Genomic DNA, 24,511 nt, shown 5'->3' on the forward strand with positions numbered 1-24,511 from the left:
CTCAGGTGAGCGTCACTCACCCGTCGCCTTGGCGATGATCTCCTTGGCGACCGAGGACGGGACCTCGGCGTAGGAGTCGAACTGCATGCTGTAGCTAGCCCGGCCCTGGGTCTTCGACCGCAGGTCGCCGACGTAGCCGAACATCTCCGACAACGGCACCAGAGCACGGACGACGCGGGCGCCACTGCGCTCCTCCATCGCCTGAATGATGCCGCGGCGGGAGTTGAGGTCGCCGATGACGTCACCCATGTTCTCCTCGGGAGTGGTGACCTCAACAGCCATCATCGGCTCGAGCAGTGCCGGATCGGCCTTGCGGGCCGCGTCCTTCATCACCATCGAGCCGGCGATCTTGAATGCCATTTCCGACGAGTCGACCTCGTGGTACTGGCCGTCCAGCAGGGTGAGCTTGATGCCCACCAGCGGGAAGCCGGCGAGGATGCCGTACTGCATGGCGTCCTGCGCACCCGCGTCCACCGACGGGATGAACTCCCGGGGGATGCGGCCACCGGTGACGGCGTTGGCGAACTCGTAGGTCGGCGCGTCGTTGCCGAGCGGCAGCGGCTCCAGGCTGACGATCACCCGGGCGTACTGGCCGGATCCACCGGTCTGCTTCTTGTGGGTGTACTCGACCTTGTCCACCTTGCGGCGGATGGTCTCGCGGTACGCCACCTGCGGCTTGCCGATGTTCGCCTCGACGTTGAACTCGCGGCGCATCCGGTCGACCAGGATGTCCAGGTGCAGCTCGCCCATGCCGGAGATGACCGTCTGACCGGTCTGGTCGTCCAGCTTGACGCGGAAGGTCGGGTCCTCCTCGGCCAGCCGCTGGATGGCGGTGCTGAGCTTCTCCTGGTCAGCCTTGGTCTTCGGCTCGATGGCGACCTCGATGACCGGCTCCGGGAAGGTCATCGACTCCAGGATGACCGGGTTCGCCGGGTCACACAGGGTGTCACCGGTGGTGGTCTGCTTCAGACCCTGCACCGCGATGATGTCGCCGGCCTGGGCCGAGCCGCGCTCTTCCCGCTTGTTGGCGTGCATCTGGTAGATCTTGCCGATCCGCTCCTTGCGGTCCTTGGTGGAGTTGACCACCTGGGAGCCGGACTCGAGCGTGCCGGAGTAGATCCGCACGTAGGTGAGCTTGCCGAGGTGCTTGTCCGTCTGGATCTTGAAGGCCAGACCGGAGAACGGCTCGGACACCGCCGGCTTGCGCAGCAGCGGGGTCTCGCCGTCGGTGGCCGTACCCTCGATCGCCGGGATGTCCAGCGGCGACGGCAGGTACGCGACGACCGCGTCCAGCATCGGCTGGATGCCCTTGTTCTTGAAGGCGGTACCGGTGAGGACCGGGTTGGCCTTGCCGCCGATGGTGGCCCGACGGATGGCGGCCTTGATCTCCTCGACGGAGATCTCCTCGCCCTCCAGGTACTTCTCCATCACCGAGTCGTCGACGTCGGCGAGGGTCTCCATCAGCTTCTCGCGCCACTCGGCGGCGGAGTCAGCCAGCTCGGCCGGGATCTCCTCGACCGCGTAGTCCTCACCCTTCTGGGTCTCACCACGCCAGGTGAGGGCACGCATCTCGACCAGGTCGACCACGCCGATGAAGTCGCTCTCGGCGCCGATCGGAATCTGCAGCACCAGCGGAGTGGCGTTCAGCCGGTCGATCATCATCTGCACGCAGCGGAAGAAGTCCGCGCCGGTGCGGTCCAGCTTGTTGACGAAGCACATCCGCGGGACGTTGTACTTGTCCGCCTGCCGCCAGACGTTCTCCGTCTGCGGCTCCACGCCGGCCACGCCGTCGTAGACCGCGACCGCACCGTCCAGGACACGCAGCGACCGCTCCACCTCGACCGTGAAGTCGACGTGGCCGGGCGTGTCGATGATCTGGATCGTGTGGCCCTTCCACTCGCACTTCGTGGCGGCGGAAGTGATGGTGATACCGCGCTCCTGCTCCTGCTCCATCCAGTCCATGACGGCAGCGCCCTCGTGGACCTCACCGATCTTGTACGTGATGCCGGTGTAGAACAGGATCCGCTCGGTGGTAGTGGTCTTACCGGCATCGATGTGCGCCATGATGCCGATATTGCGTACGTTGGCGAGCGCGTCTGCGGCGGCCACTTCAATCCCTACTTATCGTCGTCTCGACACAACTGGTGGCGGTCCCGGCGCCGGTTGGGCGCCGGGACCAGGGTGTTACCAGCGGTAGTGCGCGAAGGCCTTGTTGGACTCCGCCATCTTGTGCGTGTCCTCGCGCCGCTTGACGGCGGCACCGAGGCCGTTGCTCGCGTCCAGCAGCTCGTTCATCAGCCGCTCGACCATGGTCTTCTCGCGCCGGGCGCGGGAGTAGGTGACCAGCCAGCGCAGGCCCAGGGTGGTCGCCCGGGCGGGGCGGACCTCGACCGGCACCTGGTAGGTCGCGCCACCGACCCGGCGGCTGCGGACCTCGAGGGTCGGCTTGACGTTGTCCATCGCCCGCTTGAGGGTGACGACCGGGTCGGTGCCGGACTTCTCCCGGCACCCCTCCAGGGCGGCGTACACGATGCGCTCGGCGAGCTGACGCTTGCCCCGCAGCAGGATCTTGTTCACCAGCTGGGTGACCAACGGCGAGTTGTACACCGGGTCAGCGACCAGCGGCTTCCGCGGAGCGGGTCCCTTACGCGGCATGTCAGCTCTTCTCCTTCTTCGCGCCGTAACGGCTGCGCGCCTGCTTACGGTTGCGGACACCCTGGGTGTCCAGCGAACCGCGGACGATCTTGTAACGCACGCCGGGGAGGTCCTTCACACGGCCACCGCGGACGAGCACGATCGAGTGCTCCTGCAGGTTGTGCCCGACGCCCGGGATGTAGGCGGTCACCTCGACCTGGCTGCTGAGCTTGACACGAGCGACCTTGCGCAGCGCCGAGTTCGGCTTCTTCGGGGTGGTGGTGTACACGCGGGTGCACACGCCGCGCCGCTGGGGAGACCCCTTCAGCGCCGGGGTCTTGGTCTTGGTGGTCTTCGCCTGGCGGCCCTTTCGGACCAGCTGCTGAATGGTGGGCACCGGGTTTCTCCGCTCCCTTCGGCCGCCTGTCGCGACCGCGCCGTCTGCCGTAGTCGATCTGGTGATCGACTCTCCTACATTCCGACCAGGGCCACCTCGCGGCGGTCCCGGCACCCGCGGTCGGGCGTGTCGCCCAGCTCACGGTCCCGGTTCCGACGCTCGCACGCAGCCCCGGGGGTTTGTCACCGGCACACAGATCATCGTCTGCCGGGTCTTCTGGCTCAGTGGTGACGCCTCACGGATACCGGATTCACCGGATCCAGCGCACGCACGAGTTGCCCGGGCTAGCCCGGGCGCAAGGGGAAAGAGTACCTACCACAGCCGCGCAGGTCAAAACGGGAGACCCGCTGGACTTCTCGTCACCGCCGGGCCCACCCGCCGCCTTGCCCGCCCGTGATGGGCACCTACGAACACAAGTGTACCGGCTCCGCCGGAAACCGGCCGCCCAGCCCCCGACGGCGGGGTATCCGCCACCGGAAGTGGTTCCGGCCCCGTTCAGGCCAGCGCCAGCAGGAACGCCAGCGCCAGGCCCAGCAGGCTGAGCAGGAGTCCGGCCCCACCACAACTGATCCCCGCGATCGCCAGACCGTTACCGGTGAAGCGAACCGCCGGTGGTGCCGCCGGACGCCGGATCTGTCGCCGGCCGAGCAGCCCGGAGACGATCGCCCCGAGTGCGGTCAGGCCGCCCAGCACCGTGAAGGCACCGGCGGCCCAGGCACCGCTCGTCCCTCCCCCGACCGCCCCGATGCAGATGACCAGGACGGACACCAGAATCGAGGTGATCCCGGCCACCAGGGAACCGACCGCCAGCCCCGAGGTGACCGGCGGCACCTCCAGGTGGACCATCGCGAACGGGGTGCCGGGCAGCGCCTCCACCCGCTTCGGCGGCCGGGGACGGTCCTGCGGGGGCGGGGGCGGCCCCGGCGCCCATCCCCAGCCGGAACCGGGGTGACCACCCGGCGATGGCCCGGCGACCGGGCCACCGGGCACCGACCCGAAGGCCGGGGCACCGTGCACCGGCCCCGAGCCGGGGAAGCCGTGCGGGAACCCCGAGACCGGAGCGCCGTACGGGAACCCCCCGGGGGCGGCAGGTGGGAATCCAGCGGCCGGCGCACCCGACGCGGCTCCGTACGCCGGCGGCGGCCCGAGCCCGGGCACGCCCGGCGGCGGCGCGAACGACGGGGCGCCCGGCGGCGGGTAAGCCGGGGGGCCCGGCAGCGACGCGGGACCCGGCGAGTCCGGGGTCGGCGCGGGCGGCGACGGTGCCGCCGACGAATGTCCGTCGGTCCCGACGGGGGACGTCGGTACGCCCGACCTCGCCGTCTCGGCCGCCGGCTCCCCGGGGTCGGGCTGGGCGGACTCGCCGCCCTCGGGGCGTGCCGGTTCCGTCACGGGATCCTCCTCGTCGGCAGCGTCCACCGCCGCGCGACGGACAAGGGTCAGGCTACCGTCGCCGGACATCCCGACGGCGCCGGGCGCGAGGGCTCGCCCGCCCCGGTCAGTCGATGTGTGGCGCGAAGTCCTGCCCGTAGGGTGCCTCGGCGAGCCGGACCACGCCGATCACCAGCAGCACCACCAGCGCCACCGCCACCAGCGCCAGGCCCGTCCAGGCCAGCCGCTCCCCGCGCCGCAGCCAGGCCGCGCCGGTGAGGAAACCCCCCGAGGCGTACGCCTCCCGGCGCGCCTGCCGGGCCAGGCGCAGGGCCACCGTGGCCGGTACCACGCCGCCGATCAGCAGACCCGTCAACGCGGCCATCAGCCCCAGCGCGAAGACCGCCCTCGCCTTCGTCGCCCGGACCGGATCCGGGTCGAACGGGTGACGCGGTGCGGGCGCGGGCGGCGCCGATCCGGGTGCGATCGTCATAGCCACATGATGCCTGGGCGAGCGGCCGTCCGCGGCGGACCGGAACGCGAGGAGGCCCCCGGCAGAATGCCGGGGGCCTCCCACGTCACCGCACGGTCTAGCGGTACGACCCGAAGTCGAAGTCGTCCAGCGGGACCGCCTGGCCACTGGCCGGCCCGAAACCGTAGTCGGTCTCCGGGTAGCCGGTCATCGAGTAGACCTTGGCCTTCGCCTCCTCGGTCGGCTCGACCCGGACGTTGCGGTACTTGCTGATGCCGGTACCGGCCGGGATGAGCTTACCGATGATCACGTTCTCCTTCAGACCGATCAGCGAGTCGCTGCGGGCGTGGATCGCCGCGTCGGTCAGCACCCGGGTGGTCTCCTGGAAGGAGGCCGCCGAGAGCCAGGAATCGGTGGCCAGCGAGGCCTTGGTGATACCCATCAGCACCGGACGACCGGCCGCGGGCTCGCCGCCCTCGCCGACGAGTCGGCGGTTCTCCGACTCGAACAGCGCCCGGTCGACCAGCACACCCGGCAGGAACTCGGTCGAGCCGGAGTCGATGACCGTCACCCGCTTGAGCATCTGGCGGATGATGATCTCGATGTGCTTGTCGTGGATGAGCACACCCTGCGAGCGGTAGACCTCCTGGACCTCCTGGGTCAGGTGGACCTGCACCGCCCGCGGGCCGAGGATGCGCAGCAGCTCGTGCGGGTCGATGGTGCCCTCGGTGAGCTTCTCGCCGACCTCGACGTGGTCGCCGTCGTGTGCCCGCAGCCGGACCCGCTTTGAGATCTTGTCGTAGACGATCTCGTCGCTGCCGTCGTCCGGGATCACGATGATCTTGCGCGACCGCTCGCCGTCCTCGATCCGGATCCGGCCGGGGGTGTCGGCGATCGGCGCCTTGCCCTTCGGGATCCGGGCCTCGAAGATCTCCTGGACACGCGGCAGACCCTGAGTGATGTCCTCACCCGCGACACCGCCGGTGTGGAAGGTACGCATCGTCAGCTGCGTACCCGGCTCACCGATCGACTGGGCGGCGATGATGCCGACCGCCTCGCCGACGTCCACGATCTTGCCGGTCGGCAGCGAACGGCCGTAGCACGCACCGCAGACGCCCAGCTTCGACTCGCAGGTGAGCACGCTGCGCACCCGGACGGTCTCGACCCCGGCGGCGACGATCTTGTCGACCAGGATCGAGTTGATGTCCGCGCCCCGCTCGGCGACCACGGTGCCGTCCGGCCCCTTGATGTCGTCGGCCAGGGTACGGGCGTGCACGCTGGTCTCCGCGTGCTCGTGCACCACGAGAGTGCCGTCCAGCTGCTGACCGATCTGCATCGGGATGGCCCGGTCGGTGCCGCAGTCCTCCTCGCGGATGATGACGTCCTGCGAGACGTCCACCAGACGCCGGGTCAGGTAACCCGAGTCGGCGGTACGCAGGGCGGTGTCCGCGAGACCCTTACGGGCACCGTGCGTGGAGATGAAGTACTCCAGCACGGACAGACCCTCCCGGTAGCTGGCCTTGATCGGCCGCGGGATGATCTCACCCTTGGGGTTGGCCACCAGACCACGGATCGCCGCGATCTGCCGGAGCTGGAGCAGGTTACCGCGAGCACCCGAGTTGATCATCTTCCACAGCGGGTTCTCCTGCGGCAGCGCGGTGTCCATCTCCTTGGCGACCTCGTTGGTCGCCTTGGTCCAGATCTCGATGAGTTCGCCGCGACGCTCCTCGGCGGTCATCAGACCCCGCTGGTACTGCTTGTCGATCCGGTCGGCTTCCTTCTCGTACCGCGCCAGGATCTCCTGCTTGCGCGGCGGAGCGATGACGTCCTCCATGCCGATGGTCACGCCGGACCAGGTGGCCCAGTGGAAACCGGCCTCCTTGAGCCCGTCGAGGGTGGCCGCGAGGGCCACCTTCGGGAACCGCTCGGCGAGGTCGTTGACGATCGCGGAGAGCTGACCCTTGCGGATCTCGTAGTTCACGAACCGGTAGCCCTGCGGCAGGGTCTCGTTGAACAGCACCCGGCCGAGGGTGGTCTCCACGGTCAGCGGCTCGCCCACGACCCAGCCCTCGGGCGCGGTCCACGGCTGCGCGCCGGCACCGTTGTCGACCTCGACCACACCCCGCAGGCGGATCTTGACCGGCGCCTGCAGGTGCAGCTCGCCGTTGTCGTACGCCATCCGCGCCTCGGCGTCCGAGCTGAACGCCCGGCCCTCGCCACGCTCACCGGTGGTGAGGTGGGTCAGGTGGTAGAGCCCGATGACCATGTCCTGGGTGGGCATGGTGACGGGCTTGCCGTCGGCCGGCTTGAGGATGTTGTTCGACGACAGCATCAGGATCCGCGCCTCGGCCTGAGCCTCGGCGGAGAGCGGCACGTGCACCGCCATCTGGTCACCGTCGAAGTCGGCGTTGAACGCGGTGCAGACCAGCGGGTGGATCTGGATGGCCTTGCCCTCGACCAGCTGCGGCTCGAAGGCCTGGATGCCGAGGCGGTGCAGGGTCGGCGCCCGGTTCAGCAGCACCGGGTGCTCGCCGATGACCTCTTCCAGCACGTCCCACACGACCGGCCGCTGCCGCTCGACCATCCGCTTGGCGGACTTGATGTTCTGGGCGTGGTTGAGGTCGACCAGCCGCTTCATCACGAACGGCTTGAACAGCTCCAGCGCCATCTGCTTGGGCAGGCCGCACTGGTGCAGCTTGAGCTTCGGGCCGACCACGATGACCGAACGGCCGGAGTAGTCGACGCGCTTGCCCAGCAGGTTCTGGCGGAACCGGCCCTGCTTGCCCTTGAGCATGTCGGACAGCGACTTGAGCGGACGGTTACCCGGACCGGTGACCGGCCGACCGCGGCGGCCGTTGTCGAACAGCGCGTCGACGGCCTCCTGGAGCATCCGCTTCTCGTTGTTGACGATGATCTCGGGCGCACCGAGGTCGATCAGCCGCTTGAGCCGGTTGTTCCGGTTGATCACCCGGCGGTACAGGTCGTTCAGGTCGCTGGTCGCGAACCGGCCACCGTCGAGCTGCACCATCGGGCGCAGGTCCGGCGGGATCACCGGTACGCAGTCGAGCACCATGCCCAGCGGCGAGTTGCGGGTGTTCTGGAACGCCGCGACGACCTTCAGCCGCTTGAGCGCCCGGATCTTCCGCTGGCCCTTGCCGGTGCGGATGGTCTCCCGCAGGCTCTCCGCCTCGGTGTCGAGGTCCATGTTCTGCACCAGGGCCTTGATGGCCTCGGCGCCCATGCCCCCGGTGAAGTACTCACCGAACCGGTCGCGCAGCTCGCGGTAGAGCAGCTCGTCGGTGACCAGCTGCTTCGGCTCGAGCTTGCGGAAGGTGTCCAACACCTCGTCCAGGCGGTCGATCTCGCGCTGGGCCCGGTCGCGGATCTGGCGCATCTCGCGCTCTCCGCCCTCCTTGACCTTGCGCCGGACGTCCGCCTTCGCGCCCTCGGCCTCCAGCTCGGCCAGGTCGGCCTCGAGCTTGGCAGCCCGCTTCTCGATCTCCGAGTCGCGGCTGTTCTCCGACTGCCGCTTCTCGGCCAGGATCTCGTTCTCGACCGTCGAGAGGTCGCGGTGACGCGCCTCGGCGTCCACGCTCGTCACCACGTACGAGGCGAAGTAGATGATCTTCTCGAGGTCCTTCGGGGCGAGGTCCAGCAGGTAACCCAGCCGGCTCGGCACGCCCTTGAAGTACCAGATGTGGGTCACCGGCGCGGCGAGCTCGATGTGGCCCATCCGCTCCCGGCGAACCTTGGAGCGGGTGACCTCGACGCCGCAGCGCTCGCAGATGATGCCCTTGAACCGGACCCGCTTGTACTTACCGCAGTAGCACTCCCAGTCCCGCTGCGGACCGAAGATCTTCTCGCAGAAGAGCCCGTCCTTCTCCGGCTTGAGGGTGCGGTAGTTGATGGTCTCGGGCTTCTTGACCTCGCCGTGCGACCACTGACGGATGTCGTCCGCGGTCGCCAGCCCAATTCGCAACTCGTCGAAAAAGTTGACGTCGAGCACGTTCAATTCCCTCACACGTCGCTTGTTGCGTCAGCAGCTCACCGGGTTTGGTTTCGGGGCGGGGTGACCCCCGCAGGGATCAGACCTGACCGCCCGGGTGGGTCGCCCCGCCCCGAAACCCCAACGTCACACTTCCTCGACCGAGCTCGGCTCACGCCGGGAAAGGTCGATGCCCAGTTCCTCCGCGGCCCGGAACACCTCGTCGTCGGTCTCGCGCATCTCCAGGGCCACACCGTCGCTGGAGAGCACCTCGACGTTGAGGCACAGCGACTGCAGCTCCTTGAGCAGCACCTTGAACGACTCCGGGATGCCCGGCTCGGGGATGTTCTCGCCCTTGACGATGGCCTCGTAGACCTTCACCCGGCCGAGCACGTCGTCTGACTTGATCGTCAGCAACTCCTGCAGGGCGTACGCGGCACCGTATGCCTGCATCGCCCAGCACTCCATCTCACCGAAGCGCTGGCCACCGAACTGCGCCTTACCACCCAGCGGCTGCTGCGTGATCATCGAGTACGGGCCGGTCGACCGCGCGTGGATCTTGTCGTCGACCAGGTGGTTGAGCTTCAGGATGTAGATGTAGCCGACGGCGATCGGATCGGGCAGCGGCTCGCCGGAGCGACCGTCGAACAGCTGCGCCTTGCCACTGGCCCCGATCAGCTGCTTGCCGTCCCGGTTGGCCAGGGTCGACGCGAGCAGACCGGAGATCTCCTCCTCGCGGGCTCCGTCGAAGACCGGAGTGGCCACGTTGGTGTCCGGCTCGGAGGAGTCGGCGCCGATCGACTGGAGCTGACGCTTCCACTCGGCGTCCTCACCCTCGACCTGCCATCCCGTCTTGGCCACCCAGCCAAGGTGGGTCTCCAGCACCTGGCCGATGTTCATCCGGCTCGGCACACCCAGCGGGTTGAGCACGATGTCGACCGGGGTGCCGTCCTCCAGGAACGGCATGTCCTCGACCGGCAGGATCTTGGAGATGACGCCCTTGTTGCCGTGCCGGCCGGCGAGCTTGTCGCCGTCCTGGATCTTCCGCTTCTGGGCGACGTAGACCCGGACCAGCTCGTTGACGCCCGGCGGCAGCTCGTCGCCGTCCTCACGGGAGAAGGTACGCACGCCGATGACCGTGCCGGTCTCACCGTGCGGCACCTTCAGCGAGGTGTCCCGAACCTCACGCGCCTTCTCGCCGAAGATCGCGCGAAGCAGCCGCTCCTCCGGAGTCAGCTCGGTCTCACCCTTCGGGGTGACCTTGCCGACCAGGATGTCGCCGGGGACGACCTCGGCACCGATCCGGATGATGCCGCGCTCGTCGAGGTCGGCGAGCATCTCCTCGCTGACGTTCGGGATGTCGCGGGTGATCTCCTCCGGGCCGAGCTTGGTGTCCCGGGCGTCGACCTCGTGCTCCTCGATGTGGATCGAGGTGAGCACGTCCTGCTGCACGAGGCGCTGCGACAGGATGATCGCGTCCTCGTAGTTGTGCCCCTCCCAGGTCATGAACGCCACGAGCAGGTTGCGCCCGAGCGCCATCTCGCCCTCGTCGGTGCACGGACCGTCGGCGATGACCTGGCCGGCCTCGACGCGGTCACCCTCGAAGACGACCGGCTTCTGGTTGACGCAGGAGCCGGCGTTGGAGCGGCGGAACTTGTGCAGCAGGTACGTCCGGCGGTGACCGTCGTCCTGGTGGACGGTGATGTAGTCGGCACAGAGATCCTCGACCACGCCACCGACCTCGGCGACCACCACGTCACCGGCGTCGACCGCGGCACGGTACTCCATGCCGGTGCCGACGAGCGGGGACTCGGCCTTGACCAGCGGCACGGCCTGACGCTGCATGTTCGCGCCCATCAGGGCCCGGTTGGCGTCGTCGTGCTCGAGGAACGGGATCATCGCGGTGGCGACCGAGGTCATCTGCCGCGGCGACACGTCCATGTAGTCCACGGCCGCCGGCGCCACGTCCTCGGTCTCGCCGCCCTTACGGCGGACCAGGACGCGGTCCTCGGCGAACGTGCCGTCGGCCCGCAGCGGGGCGTTGGCCTGCGCCTTGACGAACCGGTCCTCCTCGTCCGCGGTCAGGTAGTCGATCTGGTCGGTGACCCGACCGTCGACGACCTTCCGGTACGGCGTCTCGATGAAGCCGAACGGGTTGACCCGGGCGAAGGTGGACAGCGCGCCGATCAGGCCGATGTTCGGGCCTTCCGGCGTCTCGATCGGGCACATCCGGCCGTAGTGGGACGGGTGCACGTCACGGACCTCGAAGCCGGCCCGCTCCCGGGACAGACCACCCGGGCCGAGCGCGCTCAGCCGACGCCGGTGGGTCAGGCCCGCCAGCGGGTTGGTCTGGTCCATGAACTGGGACAGCTGCGAGGTGCCGAAGAACTCCCGGATCGCGGCGACCACCGGGCGGATGTTGATCAGGGTCTGCGGCGTGATCGCCTCGACGTCCTGAGTCGTCATCCGCTCGCGGACCACCCGCTCCATCCGGGACAGGCCGACCCGAACCTGGTTCTGAATCAGCTCGCCAACTGTACGCAGCCGCCGGTTGCCGAAGTGGTCGATGTCGTCGGCCTCGTAGCCCTCCTCACCGGCGTGCAGCCGGCAGAGGTACTCCACGGTGGCGACGACGTCGTCCTCGGTCAGCGTGCCGGTGGTGATCGGCACGTCGACTTCGAGCTTCTTGTTGAACTTGTACCGACCGACCTTGGCGACGTCGTACCGCTTCGGGTTGAAGAAGAGGTTGTCGAGCAGGGTCTGGGCGTTCTCGCGGGTCGGCGGCTCGCCAGGGCGCAGCTTCCGGTAGATGTCGAGTAGCGCCTCGTCCTGGCCGGCGATGTGGTCCTTCTCGAGCGTGGTCATCATCAGCTCGGACCAGCCGAACTTCTCACGGATCCGCTCGGCCGACCATCCGATGGCCTTGAGCAGCACCGTGACGGCCTGCCGACGCTTGCGGTCGATGCGGACGCCGACCGTGTCGCGCTTGTCGATGTCGAACTCCAGCCAGGCACCCCGACTCGGGATGACCTTCACGCTGGAGAGGTCGCGGTCGGAGGTCTTGTCCGGCTGCTTGTCGAAGTAGACACCCGGCGAGCGGACGAGCTGGCTGACCACCACCCGCTCGGTGCCGTTGATGATGAAGGTGCCCTTCGGCGTCATCATCGGGAAGTCACCCATGAACACCGTCTGGCTCTTGATCTCGCCGGTGGTGTTGTTGGTGAACTCCGCGGTCACGAACAGTGGCGCGCAGTAGGTGAGATCCTTCTCCTTGCACTCCTCGATCGAGGCCTTGACCTCGTCGAAGCGCGGCGCCGAGAAGGAAAGCGACATGGTGCCGGAAAAGTCCTCAATGGGACTGATCTCATCGAGAATTTCCGCGAGACCCGAGCGTGCGTGCGGGTCGTCCGCCGACCGGCCCTGCCAAGCCTCGTTGCCGACGAGCCAGTCGAAGGACTCGTTCTGGATGGCAAGGAGGTTGGGGACCTCGAGGTGTTCGGTGATCCGACCGAAGGAAACTCGGCGGGGAGCGAATGCGCTCGACGTACGACTGGTCTTCGCAGGGCGGGAAGCTGCCAAGATGCGTCCTTCCGAGGACCGGTGCTGCAGAACGGCTGGTACGCGTGCACTCCAATGACCCCACCAGAAAATATCCATAACCGGACATTTCCGAGCAGGGGTCAAGTCGGAAGGCAGCGCAAACTAGCAGTGTAGCCGAGAGGCTAACCGCTGTCCAGCCCACCCCGCAGGAAGTTGCGGAACGGGCCTCGGGACCCTGGAAACGGGTCGCACCGGGCCGCTCGGAACACAACATCCCTGCCGGGCCGCCCAGGTGTCCGCGGCGGTGGCGCTGCCGCTTCATACCCAGCCGGTGGCCGTCGCAAGCGCGGAAGGTCTTGCTGATGTCAGCGTGCCTGGGAGCCCATGGTCGCGTCAAGGCCCGGTGCCGCCATCCGACGCTCTTTCCCACCCACGGGCGAAACCGCCGCCGTTCGCGCCCGCGCCCGCCGCGATCCGCACGCCCTGCTCATGACCGGTTCCGGGCGGTGAAAGCACACGGCGGGCGACGATCCGAGATCCGGATCGTCGCCCGCCGCGATGTGGGTGTGCCCCGGCTCACGTGAGCCGGGACGCCCGGGTGAGGCTCAGGTCACTTGAGGGTGACCTTGGCGCCCTCGCCCTCGAGCTTGGCCTTGGCCTTGTCCGCGGTCTCCTTGTTGACCTTCTCCAGGACCGCCTTCGGGGCGGCCTCGACCAGGTCCTTGGCCTCCTTGAGGCCCAGGCCGGTCAGCTCACGCACGACCTTGATGACCTGGATCTTCTTGCCACCGTCGGCGTCGAGGATGACGTCGAACTCGTCCTTCTCCGGCTCGGCCTCGGCGGCCGGGCCGGCCGGGCCGGCCGGGCCGGCGACGGCGACCGGAGCGGCGGCGGTGACCTCGAAGGTCTCCTCGAACTGCTTCACGAACTCGGAGAGCTCGATCAGCGTCATCTCCTTGAACGCGTCGAGCAGCTCGTCGGTGCTGAGCTTCGCCATGTCTGGCGTCCTTTCCTGAAAGGTTTAACTAAGAACGTGGGTGCGCCGCGCAGCCTCAGGCCGCCTCGGCGCCTTCCTTCTCGCGCTTGTCCTGCAGGGCAGCCGCCAGGCGGGCGGTCTTCGACAGCGGGGCCTGGAACAGGGCCGCGGCCTTGCTCAGGTTGCCCTTCATCGCGCCGGCCAGCTTGGCCAGCAGCACCTCGCGGGACTCCAGGTCGGCGAGCTTCGTGACCTCGGCCGCGGAAATGGCCTTGCCCTCGAAGACGCCGCCCTTGATGACGAGCTTCGGGTTGGCCTTCGCGAAGTCGCGAAGCCCCTTCGCCGCCTCGACGACGTCGCCCGAAACGAAAGTCAGCGCGGTAGGACCGGTGAACAGCTCGTCGAGGCCGGAGATGCCCGCGTCCGCCGCAGCACGCTTGGCCAGCGTGTTCTTGGCGACCGTGTAGCTGGTCTCCTTACCGAGCGAGCGCCGCAGCTGGGTGAGCTGGGAAACCGTCAGACCGCGGTACTCGGTCAGCACGGTGGCACCCGCGCTGCGGAAGCTCTCGGTCAGCTCAGCAACAGCCGTGGCCTTGTCGGCCCGGATCGGCTTGTCCGCCATGTCCCTCCTCTCTCGTTGCTCGAGGCTGGTCACCAGCGCAGACGGGTGCCTGCGACTGGAGCAAGGGCATCGCGGCAACAGAAAAGCCCCGGCGCAGGGCGCACGGGGCGAGAAAGGCGATGATCACTGTAGTCGGCGGACCACAGGACGCTGCCGATGTTCGCTTGCCGCCCTACGCGGGTCGCCCGTCTTCGCGGAACCTTCGACCGTGCCGGAGCACGGTGACCAGCGGTCTCTGGGTGGAACTTCGCGTACCACGTTACGCCCTACTCCCGGTAGCCGCCAAATCGCGCCGGAGTGCGCTCCCTCACCACCCTCGGAGGACCACGCCGAGGGCGAGCACCGCGACGCCGTACCCGGCGCTGCGGGTGATCGCCCGGCTGGACAGGGCGCCGAGCGCCACGGCGGCCGGCAGGGCGATCAGGTGCGCCCAGAGGCCGAGCACCAGCCCGGCGACTGTCGACCGGTCGTCCGGTCCGGTCGGCACGGCAACCCCGCCGAGCAGCCACGGGATCGCCAACGCGACCGCGACCAGGCCCAGTCCGGCGGTCGCCGCGGCGAGCAGTCCGGCCACCCACTCCCGAGCCGGCCCGAGCGCGACCAGGGCCAGCCGGCGCTGCACGTCCGGCTCCACGTCCAGCAAGATCTTGGTCTGCCAGGCCAGGACCGGGAAGAGGACCACCGCCGACACACCGTAGGCCTCGCCCGGCTCGGCCCGGCCACCGCCGTAGAGCAGACCCAACGCGAGCAGGCCGGGCGGGCGCAACAGCGCCTGGGGCAGCCCGACCTTCTGCGCGGTGCCCTTGGAGAGCTGGGGCAGCCGGCTCGCCGGGGACGGTCTCGGTCGTCACCGACCGGAGCACCCACAGACCGGTGCGGCGGTACCGCAGCCAGACGTCCTCCAGTCACATCAGGCGAGCTTGTCACGCGGGGCGCGAGAAAGGGGCCCCGCCACATCGTGGCGGGGCCCCTTCGTGCGTTCGGGCTCAGCTGTCGGAGCCGTCCTGCAGGTTCTTCACCAGGTTCGGGTCGACCGGGACACCCGGGCCCATGGTGGTGGTGAGGGTGACCTTCTTGAGGTACTTGCCCTTCGCCGCGGACGGCTTGGCCCGCAGCACCTCGTCGAGGACGGCCGCGTAGTTGTCGACCAGCTGCGACTCGGAGAACGAGGCCTTGCCGATGATCAGGTGCAGGTTCGAGTGCTTGTCCACCCGGAAGGTGATCTTCCCGCCCTTGATGTCGGACACCGCCTTGGTGACGTCCATGGTCACCGTGCCGGTCTTCGGGTTCGGCATGAGACCGCGCGGGCCCAGGATCCGCGCGATCCGGCCGATCTTGGCCATCTGGTCCGGCGTGGCGATCGCCGCGTCGAAGTCCAGCCAGCCACCCTGGATCCGGGCGACCAACTCGTCGGTACCCACCTCGTCCGCACCGGCGGCGACGGCCTCCTCGGCCTTCGCGCCAGCGGCGAAGACGATCACGCGGGCGGTCTTACCGGTGCCGTGCGGCAGGTTGACCGTGCCGCGGACCATCTGGTCCGCCTTGCGGGGGTCGACGCCGAGGCGCATCGCGACCTCGACCGTGGCGTCGAACTTGACGGAGGTGCTCCCCTTGGCCAGCTTGACGGCCTCGGCGGGGGTGTAGAGCTTGTTCCGGTCGATGGCCTCGGCGGCCTTGCGGTAGCTCTTGCTGCGCTGCATGTTCTGTCTACTCCTGTGGTTTCTGGCGGGCCGCGGTGTTCGCGCGCCCTCCCACGATCCGTACGGTCGCTGGTGGCCGAGGTCAGTCGGTGACGTTCAGACCCATCGACCGGGCGGTGCCGGCGATGATCTTCTCAGCCTGGTCGAGGTCGTTGGCGTTGAGGTCGGCCATCTTCTTCTCGGCGATCTCCCGCAGCTGGGCGCGGGTCACCGAGCCGACCTTCTGGGTGTGCGGGACGCCCGAGCCCTTCTGCACACCGGCGGCCTTGATCAGCAGCCGGGCGGCGGGCGGGGTCTTCAGCACGAAGGTGAAGGAACGGTCCTCGTACACGCTGATCTCGGCAGGGACGATGTCGCCCCGCTGCGACTCGGTCTGCGCGTTGTACGACTTGCAGAACTCCATGATGTTCACGCCGTGCTGACCGAGCGCGGGGCCGACCGGCGGCGCCGGAGTGGCCTGGCCCGCCGGCAACTGAAGCGTGAACGTCTTGACGAGCTTCTTCTTCGGAGGCATGTCTCTTCCTGGGGCTTGGAACTGGGAACGGTTCGCACCGACACCGCCACCGGGCGCGCACGGTCAGCGCGGGTGCGGCGGTAGCGACGTTCTAGGGTAGCGCAGGCCGGAACGCGCCCGCCCACGGAGGTTGCCCGGCCGGAGAAAACCGGACGGTACGCCGCTGGCGACGGCCCGGGGCCGTCGCCAGCGAGCGGTGGATCAGATCTTGGCGACCTGGTTGAAGTTCAGCTCCACCGGCGTCTCCCGACCGAAGATCGACACCAGCACCTTGAGCTTCTGCTGGTCGGCGTTGATCTCACTGATCGTGGCCGGCAGCGAGGCGAAGGCACCGTCGGTGACCGTCACCGAGTCGCCGACCTCGAAGTCGAGAACCTTGATCTCGGGCTTGGCCTTCTTCTGCTCGGTCTCCACCGCCGGCGCCAGCCACTTCAGCACCTCGTCGAGGCTCAGCGGCGCCGGACGGTCGGCCCGGTCGGTGGCACCCACGAAGCCGGTGACGCCCGGCGTGTTGCGAACGCAGGAGTACGACTCGGCGGTCAGCTCCATCCGGACCAGGATGTAGCCGGGGAAGACCTTCGCCTGCACCTGGGACCGCTTGCCGTTCTTGACCTCGACCTCTTCCCGGGTCGGCACCTCGACCTGGTAGATGTAGTCCTCCATGTCGAGGGACGTGATCCGGGTTTCGAGGTTGGTCTTGACCTTGTTCTCGTAGCCGGCGTACGAGTGCACCACGTACCAGTCGCCGGGCGCGTAGCGCAGCTTCTGCCGCAGCTCGGCGACCGGGTCGTAGTCCTCGTCGGGTGCGGGCTCGGTCAGGGCGAACTCCGGCTCGCTGGCGGCCTCGACCGACTCGTCGCCAGCCGCCGTCGCCACCGTGGACTGCTCGTCCGGCGTCTCGGCGGTCTCGTCGTACTCAGGCACGCTCGCTCACTTCCGTAACTATCGGCACAGTCAGCCGGTCAGCTGGGGTTGCCGAAGACCCACAGCACGCCCTTTGCGAAGGCGAAGTCGAGGACGGCCACGATCGCCAGCATCACCGTGACGAACGCGATCACCACGCCCGTGTAGGTCAGCAACTCCTTGCGGGTCGGCCAGATGACCTTACGCAGTTCGGCCACGACCTCGCGGATGAAACGCGCGATGCGGCCGAACAGGCCCACCTTGTCGCCATCGGTACGCGTCTTCGACCGGCTGTCGGCGGAATCCGCCTTGGCCCGCTCCCGGGTGGCGGTGCCGCCCCGGGTAGCCGGCTCGTCCGCGTCGGTGGCGTCGTCGTCGGCGCCGTCACTGACGACCTCGTCGTTCAGGCGGTCGTCGTCGGCGTCCTCGCCGCGCCGCTTGTTGTCGGCCACTTCGCCCTCCGTCGCGGGATGTCGGGGTCGCACGCGGTTCGCGTACGCGGCGTTTGGTCACGCCGGCCGGACCCAACCGTCCCGGGACGGGCCGCGGCCGGCGGATCGACCGGGTGGCCCGATGCCTCGGGACCTCCCCGCCGATGCCACCACCACGGGCCGGACGCCACCAGTCGGTGGCGGGACCCACGGAACGGTCAGGCCTGAGGCGCAGGGGTGACAGGACTTGAACCTGCAGCCTGCGGTTTTGGAGACCGCTGCTCTGCCAATTGAGCTACACCCCTGTGTGGCAACGCTCGCCCCACCAGGCCACACGACCAGGCAGGGGTCACTTGCCCCACGGCGGACCAGTGTACGGGTACCGACCCGACTTTCCCAACCGGTCTACCCATCGCGCCGCGAGACGCCGGTCAGGCCGCCGTCCGTACGGTGGCCCGCGCCTGCGACAGCACCTTGTCCCCGTGGCAGGTGGCGGTAATGTCGAGCCTGGTCAGACCCGTCTCGGTCACCTCGCGGACCACCGCGGACACCACGATCTCGGTGCCCTCGTCGTCATCGGGCACCACCACCGGGCGGGTGAACCGGACGCCGTAGTCGACCACCGCGTCGGGCGCGCCGGCCCACGTGGTGACCGCGCGACCGACCAGCGCCATGGTGAACATGCCGTGGGCGATCACCCCGGGCAGGCCGACCTTGGTGGCGAACCGGTCGCTCCAGTGGATCTGGTTGAAGTCGCCGGAGGCGCCCGCGTAGCGAACCAGGTCCGCCCGGGTCACCCGGAACGTCTGGGTGGGCAGTTCCATCTCAGGCCTCCCCGCGTACGACGAGCTTCATCCAGGCGGTGACCACCGGCTCGCCGGCGGTCGTGGTCACCTCGGTCCGGGTGGTAACGAACTCGTGGCCGCCCCGGCTGGTGATCTCCTCGATGGCGTTGACACAGACCAGCTCGTCGCCGGCCACCACCGGCCGGGTGTACGCGAACCGCTGGTCACCGTGGACGACCCGGCTGTAGTCGATGCCGAGAGCCGGATCCTCGATCATCTGGCGGTTGGCGGCCATGGTGAGCACGATCGGGAAGGTCGGCGGCGCCACCACGTCCGGATGGCCCAGCGCCCGGGCGGCCACCGGGTCGTGGTGGGCGGGATCGGCGGCGCCGATCGCCGTCGCGAACTCGCGGATCTTCTCGCGGCCCACCTGGTAGGGGGCGGTCGGCGGATAGCTCCGGCCGACGAAGGACTGGTCCAGAGACATGCCGCCGAACCTACACGCAGAACAAGATCGCCGATCCGCGCGGTCGGCGGCGGCTTCAAGCCGCGCCTGTCGCGTGGACCGGCGATCTCGGTACGTCAGTCAGGGATGCTGGGCCGACGGCCCGGCGGCGTTCAGCGCGTCTCGCGGTGAACGGTGTGCCGCCCGTCCCGGGGGCAGAACTTCTTCAGCTCGATGCGGTCCGGGTCGTTACGGCGGTTCTTGCGCGTGATGTAGTTGCGCTCCTTGCACTCCACACACGCCAAAGTGATCTTCGGCCGGACATCGGTCGCCTTCGCCACGGCGGAGTGCCTTCCTCGCTAACGGATACAACTACGGCGCTAAAGCCTACGCGCCACCTGGGCGGACACGCAAAGCGGGCGCCTGTGGCGCCCGTCCCACCGACCACCGGAAACCCCGGCGGACGAGAGTAGCGGTGGCCGGACTTGAACCGGCGACACAGCGATTATGAGCCGCTTGCTCTGCCATCTGAGCTACACCGCCGTGGTGGGCCCAGCCGGACCCTCTGAGCCCCCTTACGGAATCGAACCGTAGACCTTCTCCTTACCATGGAGACGCTCTGCCGACTGAGCTAAGGGGGCCTGCGCGATCACTCGGTGGCCGCGCAGAGGTAAGAGTACACGGCCCCACCGTGCTGGTGAAATCGGATCCCCGGTGACGGTGTACGCGCAGCTCAGGGCACCGCGCGCAGGCGCGGAAGCTCGCTGTTGGAGATCGAATCCGAGTCGACCTGGGCGCCGAACCATGCCTCCAGTCGCTCGTACGGCAGCGGGCGACTGAACAGGTACCCCTGCCCGATCTCGCAGCCGATGTCCTGCAGCAGCTCCAGGGTCAGCTCGCTCTCCACCCCCTCCGCCACCACGGTCAGGCCGAACTGCTGGGAGAGGGTGACCACGGCGTTGACGATCGCCAGATCCCCCGGATCGGTCGCCATCCCCTGCACGAACGAACGGTCCACCTTGACCTCGTGCACCGGCAGCCGGCGCAGGTGGGCCAGCGAGGAACTACCGGTACCGAAGTCGTCCACCGACAGCCGTACGCCCAGATCCCGCAGCCGGCGCAGGGTCGGGATCAGCCGATCCGTACCGTCCAACACCCCGGCCTCGGTGACCTCCAGGGTCAACAGCTGCGGCGGGACGCCGTACTCGTCGAGCAGCTCGCGGACCCGCTCGGGAAACCGCGGGTCGATGAGCGTACGCGCGGCGAGGTTGACCGCGACGGCGAGCGACTGGCCGCCGAGCGCCCAGTCCCGGCTGTGCCGCAGCCCCTCCCGGAGCACGAACTCGGTGAGCCGGCCGAGTTGACCGGTGTGCTCGGCGACCGCGACGAAGTCCTCCGGGGCGACCGTGCCGTGGGTCGGGTGCTCCCAGCGGGCCAGGCACTCCACCCCGACCAGCCGACGCTCCCGCAGCGTCACCTTGGGCTGGTAGTAGATCTCCAACTCGCCGTTGTCGAGGGCGGTACGCAGGTCGCTGGCGAGGCCCAACCGGCGCAGTGACCGGGACTCCAGCGCCGGGCTGTACAGCTGCACGCTGCCCGGTACCGACTTCGCCGCCGTCGCCGCCATGTCCACCCGTTGCAGCAGGGTGGCCGGGTCGCTGCCGTGATCCGGTTGTACGACCACACCGACCGCGGTGTCCACGTCCAGGGTCAGCTCGTCGAAGACCATCTCGTCGCGGATCTGCTCCCGCAGCTGGCCGGCGAGTTCGACCGCCGCGTCGACGCTCTCCAGCCGCAGGGTCACCAGGAACTCGTCCCCGCCGGTCCGGCCGACCAGCGCGGCCGACGGCACGCAGCGGCGCAGCCGGTCGGCCACCTCCACCAGGACCTTGTCCCCCGCGGCGTGGCCGAGTGACTCGTTGACCTGACGCAGCCGGTCGACGTCGAAGAGCAGCAGCGCGACGACCTCGCCCGGAGCCCGGATCCGGACCGCCTCGGCCAACGCACCGAGGACCCGACGGCGGTTCGGCAGCTTGGTGAGCCCGTCGTGGTACGCGTCGTGCCGCAGCCGGTCAACCAGGCGGGTGTTCTCCAACGCCACCGCGGCGTGGGCCGCGACCGTCTCGAGAATCGGCACGTCCGCCGGGGCGAAGTGCCCCACGTCGCTGAGCCGGTTCACCACCTCGATCGTCCCGATCACCACCTGGCCGGAACGCAGCGGTACGGCGATCACGTCCTTGAGCTGCTGACGGGTCAGCTCCCGGCGCAACTCCGGATCACCGCCGAGCAGCCGTCCCACGGCCAGCGTCTGGCCGGTCTCCACGGTGCGCTGGCGGACCGCCGCGGGCGTCTGCGCCACGTCGAGCAGGCCGCGGTCGTCCAGCCGGGCGGTGAGCAGCACCTCCGGGTGGCGGCCCTGGGCCGGCAGCCACAGGGTGGCGTACTCCGCCTGCATCAGGGCCCGGATCCGGCCCAGCAGCACGTCGGCGAGATTCCCCTCCGCACCGGCACTGGCCATCGCGCGGGTCAGCTCGTACATGTCACCCAGGGTGCGGTGCTGGCGGAGGAACCGCGAGTACGACCGGTAGAGCAGCGAGCCCGCGACGGTGATCACGGCGAGCAGCAGGATCGACCAGAGCGTGCTGGCCAGCGTGATCAGAATGAGCAGGCCGACCACCACGTTGAGCGCCAGCGTGAACAGGAGCTGGACAGCCGTACTCGTGGTCTCCCGGAAGCCCTGCCAACCCTGCAACAACGTGATCACGCCGACCACCGCGGCCAGACTGATCAGACTGTTCGCGGTGATCGCGGCGAACAGCACCGCCCAGGTGCCGGGGCCCACCCCGTCGAACGGGAGCGCCACCGCCACGACCAGGCCCGCGACCGAGACGCCGGCGGCGTCCCGCGCCACGTTGAACCAGAGCTTCGGTGGCGGATACCGGCGGTACGCCTGCGTGATGATCGCCGCAACGGTGGCGATGATCACGACCAGCAGTGGGCTGAGGCTGTAGAACGCGAGAACCAGTGGTATCTCGGTGAGGGTGACGACCGCGGCCTGCCGCCGGACGACGAAGCTCAGGGTCGGGATGCCCGCCACGATCATCACGACCAGCAGGAGCCCCGCCAGGAACAGATCACGCTGATCCACCTCGGCGGCGAAGGCCAGGACAACGGTGCTGGCCACGGCCAACGCCGCGAGGGGTGCGGTGATCATCCAAGCGGTTGCGATCGGGCGCCGTGGTGCCTCTCTAGCCGGCACGCAAGAGCCCCCTCACCGCTTCGCCGAATGCCTCCGGGTCAGCGTGCGTCAGTGACGACCACAGCGTCCGGAGCGGGAGCGCCCCACTCCAGGCCGTTGGCCGAGAGCGGGGTGGTGTCCCACCCGAAACTGGCGAGTTGCACGTCACCGAATCCAACCGCGGCGAAGCCTGCCGCGGCGAGCATGGCGGTTGCCGCGATCGCGGCGAGCACACGACCACTCCTTCGAAGTGACATCGGGAGCACTCCTGCCTTCGGGGGTGTAGCGACGGGTACGCCGATCGTGCCACAGCCCGAGCAGCCGGAAAAGCGGGCGAACGGGCATCCCGCGCCCCCGTACGTGCGACCTGCCGACGTAGACCGATCGCAGCCCCGATCACACCCCCGCCGCACCTCGGAAGATGCTCGAAACGACAAGACATGCAATCCGCCAGTATCGGCTGGAAGCCCCCGAATGACCGGCCATCCGCATGCCCGCACCACCACTCTCGCCGCTGCCCGCTTCCGGGTCAACGGTCGGACACACACCAGACTGGCAGACATGCGACACGCAGGGTGACAGCGAAGATCCCGGACAACCCGGGCCACCGGTACAGATCATGTAGCGGGGCTCGGTGGGAATGCCCACTCGAAGGTTGCCCTGACCCACCACTCGGGGAGGAAGTCGCGGAGCCGAGCTGATCACCCTCGACCACGCCCACGAGTACGTGGACGGCGGCCACGACGGGAAACCCGCACCACGTTCGCATGCGTCGGCCTGGATCGGATCAATGCAGCCCACAGCTGGCCGTACCCGCAGGCTGGAACGGCTCAGATCAGCTCGACGAGAACGGCCCCCGATCAGCATCTCTGCTGGTCAGGGGCCGTTCTCGCACCTGGTGACGGGTAGAGGATTCGAACCTCTGTAGCTTTCGCGACGGATTTACAGGGCGTCCACGATCTTGCCTCCGGCAATGCTTATGACCTGGCCCTCACCTGCTCCGAGCTGGTGCCGGACGACCAGCCGCCCACCATCCGCCCACGCCCATGGGCTTTTCTCCGCCAGCCGCCCTCTCGGCGCCAGTCCACGTTCCGGCACCGCTGAAGACCGCCAAGCTATCGAGCATCGATGATCCGCAGTACGTCCTTCGCAGCAAACACGCGAGCATAACGTCTTCCAGTCCGCTCCTGCAGGATCCCCAGGCCCGCTAGTCGACGGATGGCGGTGTTAACAGCTGGATAGGAGACGCTGTACATCTGGGAGGCAGTCGTCGGCGTGATCATCGGGTAGCCGATCAAATCTTCCACGATCCGGGCCGCCACTCCACGTACGTTCGCCTCTCTGAGGCGCTCAAGCGCATGCTCCTTCCAGTCGAGAAGAGCATCGATGCGCTCAACGGCTAGGACAGCCTGCGCTCGCACTGCTTCGGAGAAGAACCGGATCCATGGATCGAACCTGCCGGTCATGCTGATTTGCAGCAGATGGTCCTGATACTCCCGCCTTCGCACCTCAAGCCAGGGCGAAAGGTTCAGAACGGGTACTCGCAGCTCACCTTCCGTGGCGAGCTGAAGCACGCAGACTAACCGCCCAAGTCGCCCATTGCCATCATTGAACGGATGTAACGTCTCAAACTGGTAGTGCCCAAGCGCCATCTTCACAATCAACGGGAAGTCGTCCTTGGCGTTGATCCAGGCCTCCCACGCCTCGAAGCCCGCTGTCAACTGATCCCCGGGCGGCGGGGGCACAAAGCGGGCATCCTTGACCCGGCCGGCACTAAGACCGATGAAGACCTGGATGCTCCTGACGTTGCCAGCGTCGGCCGTGTCGCCGCGAGTCCCCTTAACGAGAACCTTCTGGAACTGCCGGAGCATGCCGATGGTGATTGGCCGCTCTTTGATCCACTCATACGCCATCTCAGCGGCACGGACGTAGTTCACGACCTCGGCGACTGGCGCGGAGACCTCTCCTGCCTCCAGGAAGTCAGCCTCAAGCACGTCATCCAGGGCAGCGTACGTACCCTCAAGGGCAGAGGTGCTGACAGCCTCGCGCCGGATCGCTGGCCGCGCCAAGAGCATGGGGTTCGGAAGTCGGATCGCCGCCTGATCGAGCCTCGCGACCGCAGCCGTCGCCACAGTCAAGCCCCGAAACGTCTCCTGCTCCAGGTCAACCCTGCTAGGCAAGGGGTGCGGCAGGAACGCCTTATGATCGTAAGGTTCGTCGTACCGAGCGTCGTGGCCACTGATCGGCACCAGGGCGCCAGCTGGCGACGAAGCGAACGCCGCAAGATCCACAGATTGTAAGCCGTTCTCTGAAAACTTTAATTTCAACCCTGTAATTCAAAGTCTAGCCCCACCACCCGAGGCGGATCTAAAGTATCCCGCCAAAAACTTACATTTGAAACCCGGGTTTGTAACTACGGAGCGCTAGCACACGGCTCGCCATCGCGCAGGCTTGGCTACTCTACGTGTCCGCTACCGAACCGCCTCGAAGGCACACCT

Annotated in this window: 20 protein-coding genes and 3 tRNA genes; all 23 read right to left on the minus strand. The window is 68.3% G+C overall.

Annotation, left to right across the window (positions count from 1 at the left end; translation table 11 throughout):
• Positions 1-12: 12 nt before the first annotated feature.
• Complete coding sequence (gene fusA / locus D2L64_RS12205; protein WP_119575455.1) at positions 13-2,109, minus strand: elongation factor G; 2,097 nt, start codon at positions 2,107-2,109, stop codon at positions 13-15.
• A gap of 75 nt (positions 2,110-2,184) precedes the next feature.
• Positions 2,185-2,655, minus strand: a complete 471-nt coding sequence (gene rpsG / locus D2L64_RS12210) for a 30S ribosomal protein S7 (protein ID WP_013735957.1) — start codon at positions 2,653-2,655, stop codon at positions 2,185-2,187.
• Between the two features lies 1 nt (position 2,656).
• Positions 2,657-3,031 (minus strand): 30S ribosomal protein S12, encoded by a 375-nt coding sequence (rpsL, locus tag D2L64_RS12215; protein WP_013735958.1) that lies wholly within the window; start codon positions 3,029-3,031, stop codon positions 2,657-2,659.
• Positions 3,032-3,526: 495 nt separating this feature from the next.
• Positions 3,527-3,898, minus strand: a complete 372-nt coding sequence (locus D2L64_RS12220) for a phage holin family protein (RefSeq protein ID WP_119575516.1) — start codon at positions 3,896-3,898, stop codon at positions 3,527-3,529.
• 631 nt (positions 3,899-4,529) lie between these two features.
• Positions 4,530-4,895 carry a hypothetical protein gene (locus D2L64_RS12225; RefSeq protein ID WP_119575457.1) on the minus strand — a complete coding sequence of 122 codons (366 nt, stop codon included), beginning with the start codon at positions 4,893-4,895 and terminating at the stop codon, positions 4,530-4,532.
• 97 nt (positions 4,896-4,992) lie between these two features.
• Positions 4,993-8,880, minus strand: a complete 3,888-nt coding sequence (locus D2L64_RS12230; RefSeq protein WP_119575459.1) for a DNA-directed RNA polymerase subunit beta' — start codon at positions 8,878-8,880, stop codon at positions 4,993-4,995.
• A 126-nt stretch (positions 8,881-9,006) separates the two neighbouring features.
• Positions 9,007-12,438: a DNA-directed RNA polymerase subunit beta gene (gene rpoB / locus D2L64_RS12235; protein WP_119575461.1), complete on the minus strand. Its 3,432-nt coding sequence runs from the start codon at positions 12,436-12,438 to the stop codon at positions 9,007-9,009.
• A gap of 571 nt (positions 12,439-13,009) precedes the next feature.
• The gene (rplL, locus tag D2L64_RS12240) at positions 13,010-13,396 is read right to left on the minus strand and encodes a 50S ribosomal protein L7/L12 (protein WP_119575463.1); all 387 of its coding nucleotides are present in this window, start codon (positions 13,394-13,396) and stop codon (positions 13,010-13,012) included.
• Positions 13,397-13,451: 55 nt separating this feature from the next.
• Positions 13,452-13,997 carry a 50S ribosomal protein L10 gene (rplJ, locus tag D2L64_RS12245; protein WP_013735964.1) on the minus strand — a complete coding sequence of 182 codons (546 nt, stop codon included), beginning with the start codon at positions 13,995-13,997 and terminating at the stop codon, positions 13,452-13,454.
• 307 nt (positions 13,998-14,304) lie between these two features.
• Positions 14,305-14,763: a hypothetical protein gene (locus tag D2L64_RS12250; protein ID WP_233558920.1), complete on the minus strand. Its 459-nt coding sequence runs from the start codon at positions 14,761-14,763 to the stop codon at positions 14,305-14,307.
• A gap of 220 nt (positions 14,764-14,983) precedes the next feature.
• A complete protein-coding gene (gene rplA, locus D2L64_RS12255) occupies positions 14,984-15,697 on the minus strand; it encodes a 50S ribosomal protein L1 (protein WP_119575465.1) in 714 nt (237 codons plus the stop codon).
• Positions 15,698-15,779: 82 nt separating this feature from the next.
• On the minus strand, positions 15,780-16,211 hold the full coding sequence (gene rplK, locus D2L64_RS12260; RefSeq protein ID WP_093403591.1) for a 50S ribosomal protein L11: 432 nt from the start codon (positions 16,209-16,211) through the stop codon (positions 15,780-15,782).
• Between the two features lie 201 nt (positions 16,212-16,412).
• Complete coding sequence (nusG, locus tag D2L64_RS12265) at positions 16,413-17,135, minus strand: transcription termination/antitermination protein NusG (protein ID WP_119575467.1); 723 nt, start codon at positions 17,133-17,135, stop codon at positions 16,413-16,415.
• A gap of 38 nt (positions 17,136-17,173) precedes the next feature.
• Entirely contained in the window at positions 17,174-17,566 is a 393-nt protein-coding gene (gene secE / locus D2L64_RS12270; RefSeq protein WP_119575469.1) for a preprotein translocase subunit SecE, read from the minus strand.
• Positions 17,567-17,777: 211 nt separating this feature from the next.
• Positions 17,778-17,850 (minus strand) — tRNA-Trp (locus tag D2L64_RS12275).
• Between the two features lie 126 nt (positions 17,851-17,976).
• A complete protein-coding gene (locus D2L64_RS12280; protein ID WP_119575471.1) occupies positions 17,977-18,369 on the minus strand; it encodes a MaoC family dehydratase in 393 nt (130 codons plus the stop codon).
• 1 nt (position 18,370) lies between these two features.
• Positions 18,371-18,817 carry a MaoC family dehydratase N-terminal domain-containing protein gene (locus tag D2L64_RS12285; RefSeq protein ID WP_119575473.1) on the minus strand — a complete coding sequence of 149 codons (447 nt, stop codon included), beginning with the start codon at positions 18,815-18,817 and terminating at the stop codon, positions 18,371-18,373.
• A 131-nt stretch (positions 18,818-18,948) separates the two neighbouring features.
• Complete coding sequence (gene rpmG / locus D2L64_RS12290; RefSeq protein ID WP_007073056.1) at positions 18,949-19,116, minus strand: 50S ribosomal protein L33; 168 nt, start codon at positions 19,114-19,116, stop codon at positions 18,949-18,951.
• Positions 19,117-19,245: 129 nt separating this feature from the next.
• Positions 19,246-19,318: transfer RNA gene (locus D2L64_RS12295), tRNA-Met, on the minus strand.
• 25 nt (positions 19,319-19,343) lie between these two features.
• Positions 19,344-19,416: transfer RNA gene (locus D2L64_RS12300), tRNA-Thr, on the minus strand.
• A gap of 92 nt (positions 19,417-19,508) precedes the next feature.
• The gene (locus D2L64_RS12305; RefSeq protein WP_119575475.1) at positions 19,509-21,989 is read right to left on the minus strand and encodes a bifunctional diguanylate cyclase/phosphodiesterase; all 2,481 of its coding nucleotides are present in this window, start codon (positions 21,987-21,989) and stop codon (positions 19,509-19,511) included.
• Positions 21,990-22,072: 83 nt separating this feature from the next.
• Positions 22,073-22,246: a hypothetical protein gene (locus D2L64_RS27255; protein WP_158603494.1), complete on the minus strand. Its 174-nt coding sequence runs from the start codon at positions 22,244-22,246 to the stop codon at positions 22,073-22,075.
• A gap of 882 nt (positions 22,247-23,128) precedes the next feature.
• On the minus strand, positions 23,129-24,262 hold the full coding sequence (locus D2L64_RS12310) for a Fic family protein (RefSeq protein ID WP_199714510.1): 1,134 nt from the start codon (positions 24,260-24,262) through the stop codon (positions 23,129-23,131).
• Between the last annotated feature and the right edge of the window lie 249 nt (positions 24,263-24,511).

This window comes from Micromonospora radicis (genome assembly GCF_003583405.1).
Classification (GTDB): domain Bacteria; phylum Actinomycetota; class Actinomycetes; order Mycobacteriales; family Micromonosporaceae; genus Micromonospora; species Micromonospora radicis.

Bases quoted from the DNA above. Each gene is read 5' to 3' on its own strand.
- rpsG (WP_013735957.1), bottom strand. From the start codon at position 2,655: ATGCCGCGTAAGGGACCCGCTCCGCGGAAGCCGCTGGTCGCTGACCCG.
- D2L64_RS12225 (WP_119575457.1), bottom strand. From the start codon at position 4,895: ATGACGATCGCACCCGGATCGGCGCCGCCCGCGCCCGCACCGCGTCAC.
- rplL (WP_119575463.1), bottom strand. From the start codon at position 13,396: ATGGCGAAGCTCAGCACCGACGAGCTGCTCGACGCGTTCAAGGAGATG.
- rplJ (WP_013735964.1), bottom strand. From the start codon at position 13,997: ATGGCGGACAAGCCGATCCGGGCCGACAAGGCCACGGCTGTTGCTGAG.
- rplA (WP_119575465.1), bottom strand. From the start codon at position 15,697: ATGCAGCGCAGCAAGAGCTACCGCAAGGCCGCCGAGGCCATCGACCGG.
- rplK (WP_093403591.1), bottom strand. From the start codon at position 16,211: ATGCCTCCGAAGAAGAAGCTCGTCAAGACGTTCACGCTTCAGTTGCCG.
- D2L64_RS12280 (WP_119575471.1), bottom strand. From the start codon at position 18,369: ATGGAACTGCCCACCCAGACGTTCCGGGTGACCCGGGCGGACCTGGTT.
- D2L64_RS12285 (WP_119575473.1), bottom strand. From the start codon at position 18,817: ATGTCTCTGGACCAGTCCTTCGTCGGCCGGAGCTATCCGCCGACCGCC.
- D2L64_RS12305 (WP_119575475.1), bottom strand. From the start codon at position 21,989: ATGATCACCGCACCCCTCGCGGCGTTGGCCGTGGCCAGCACCGTTGTC.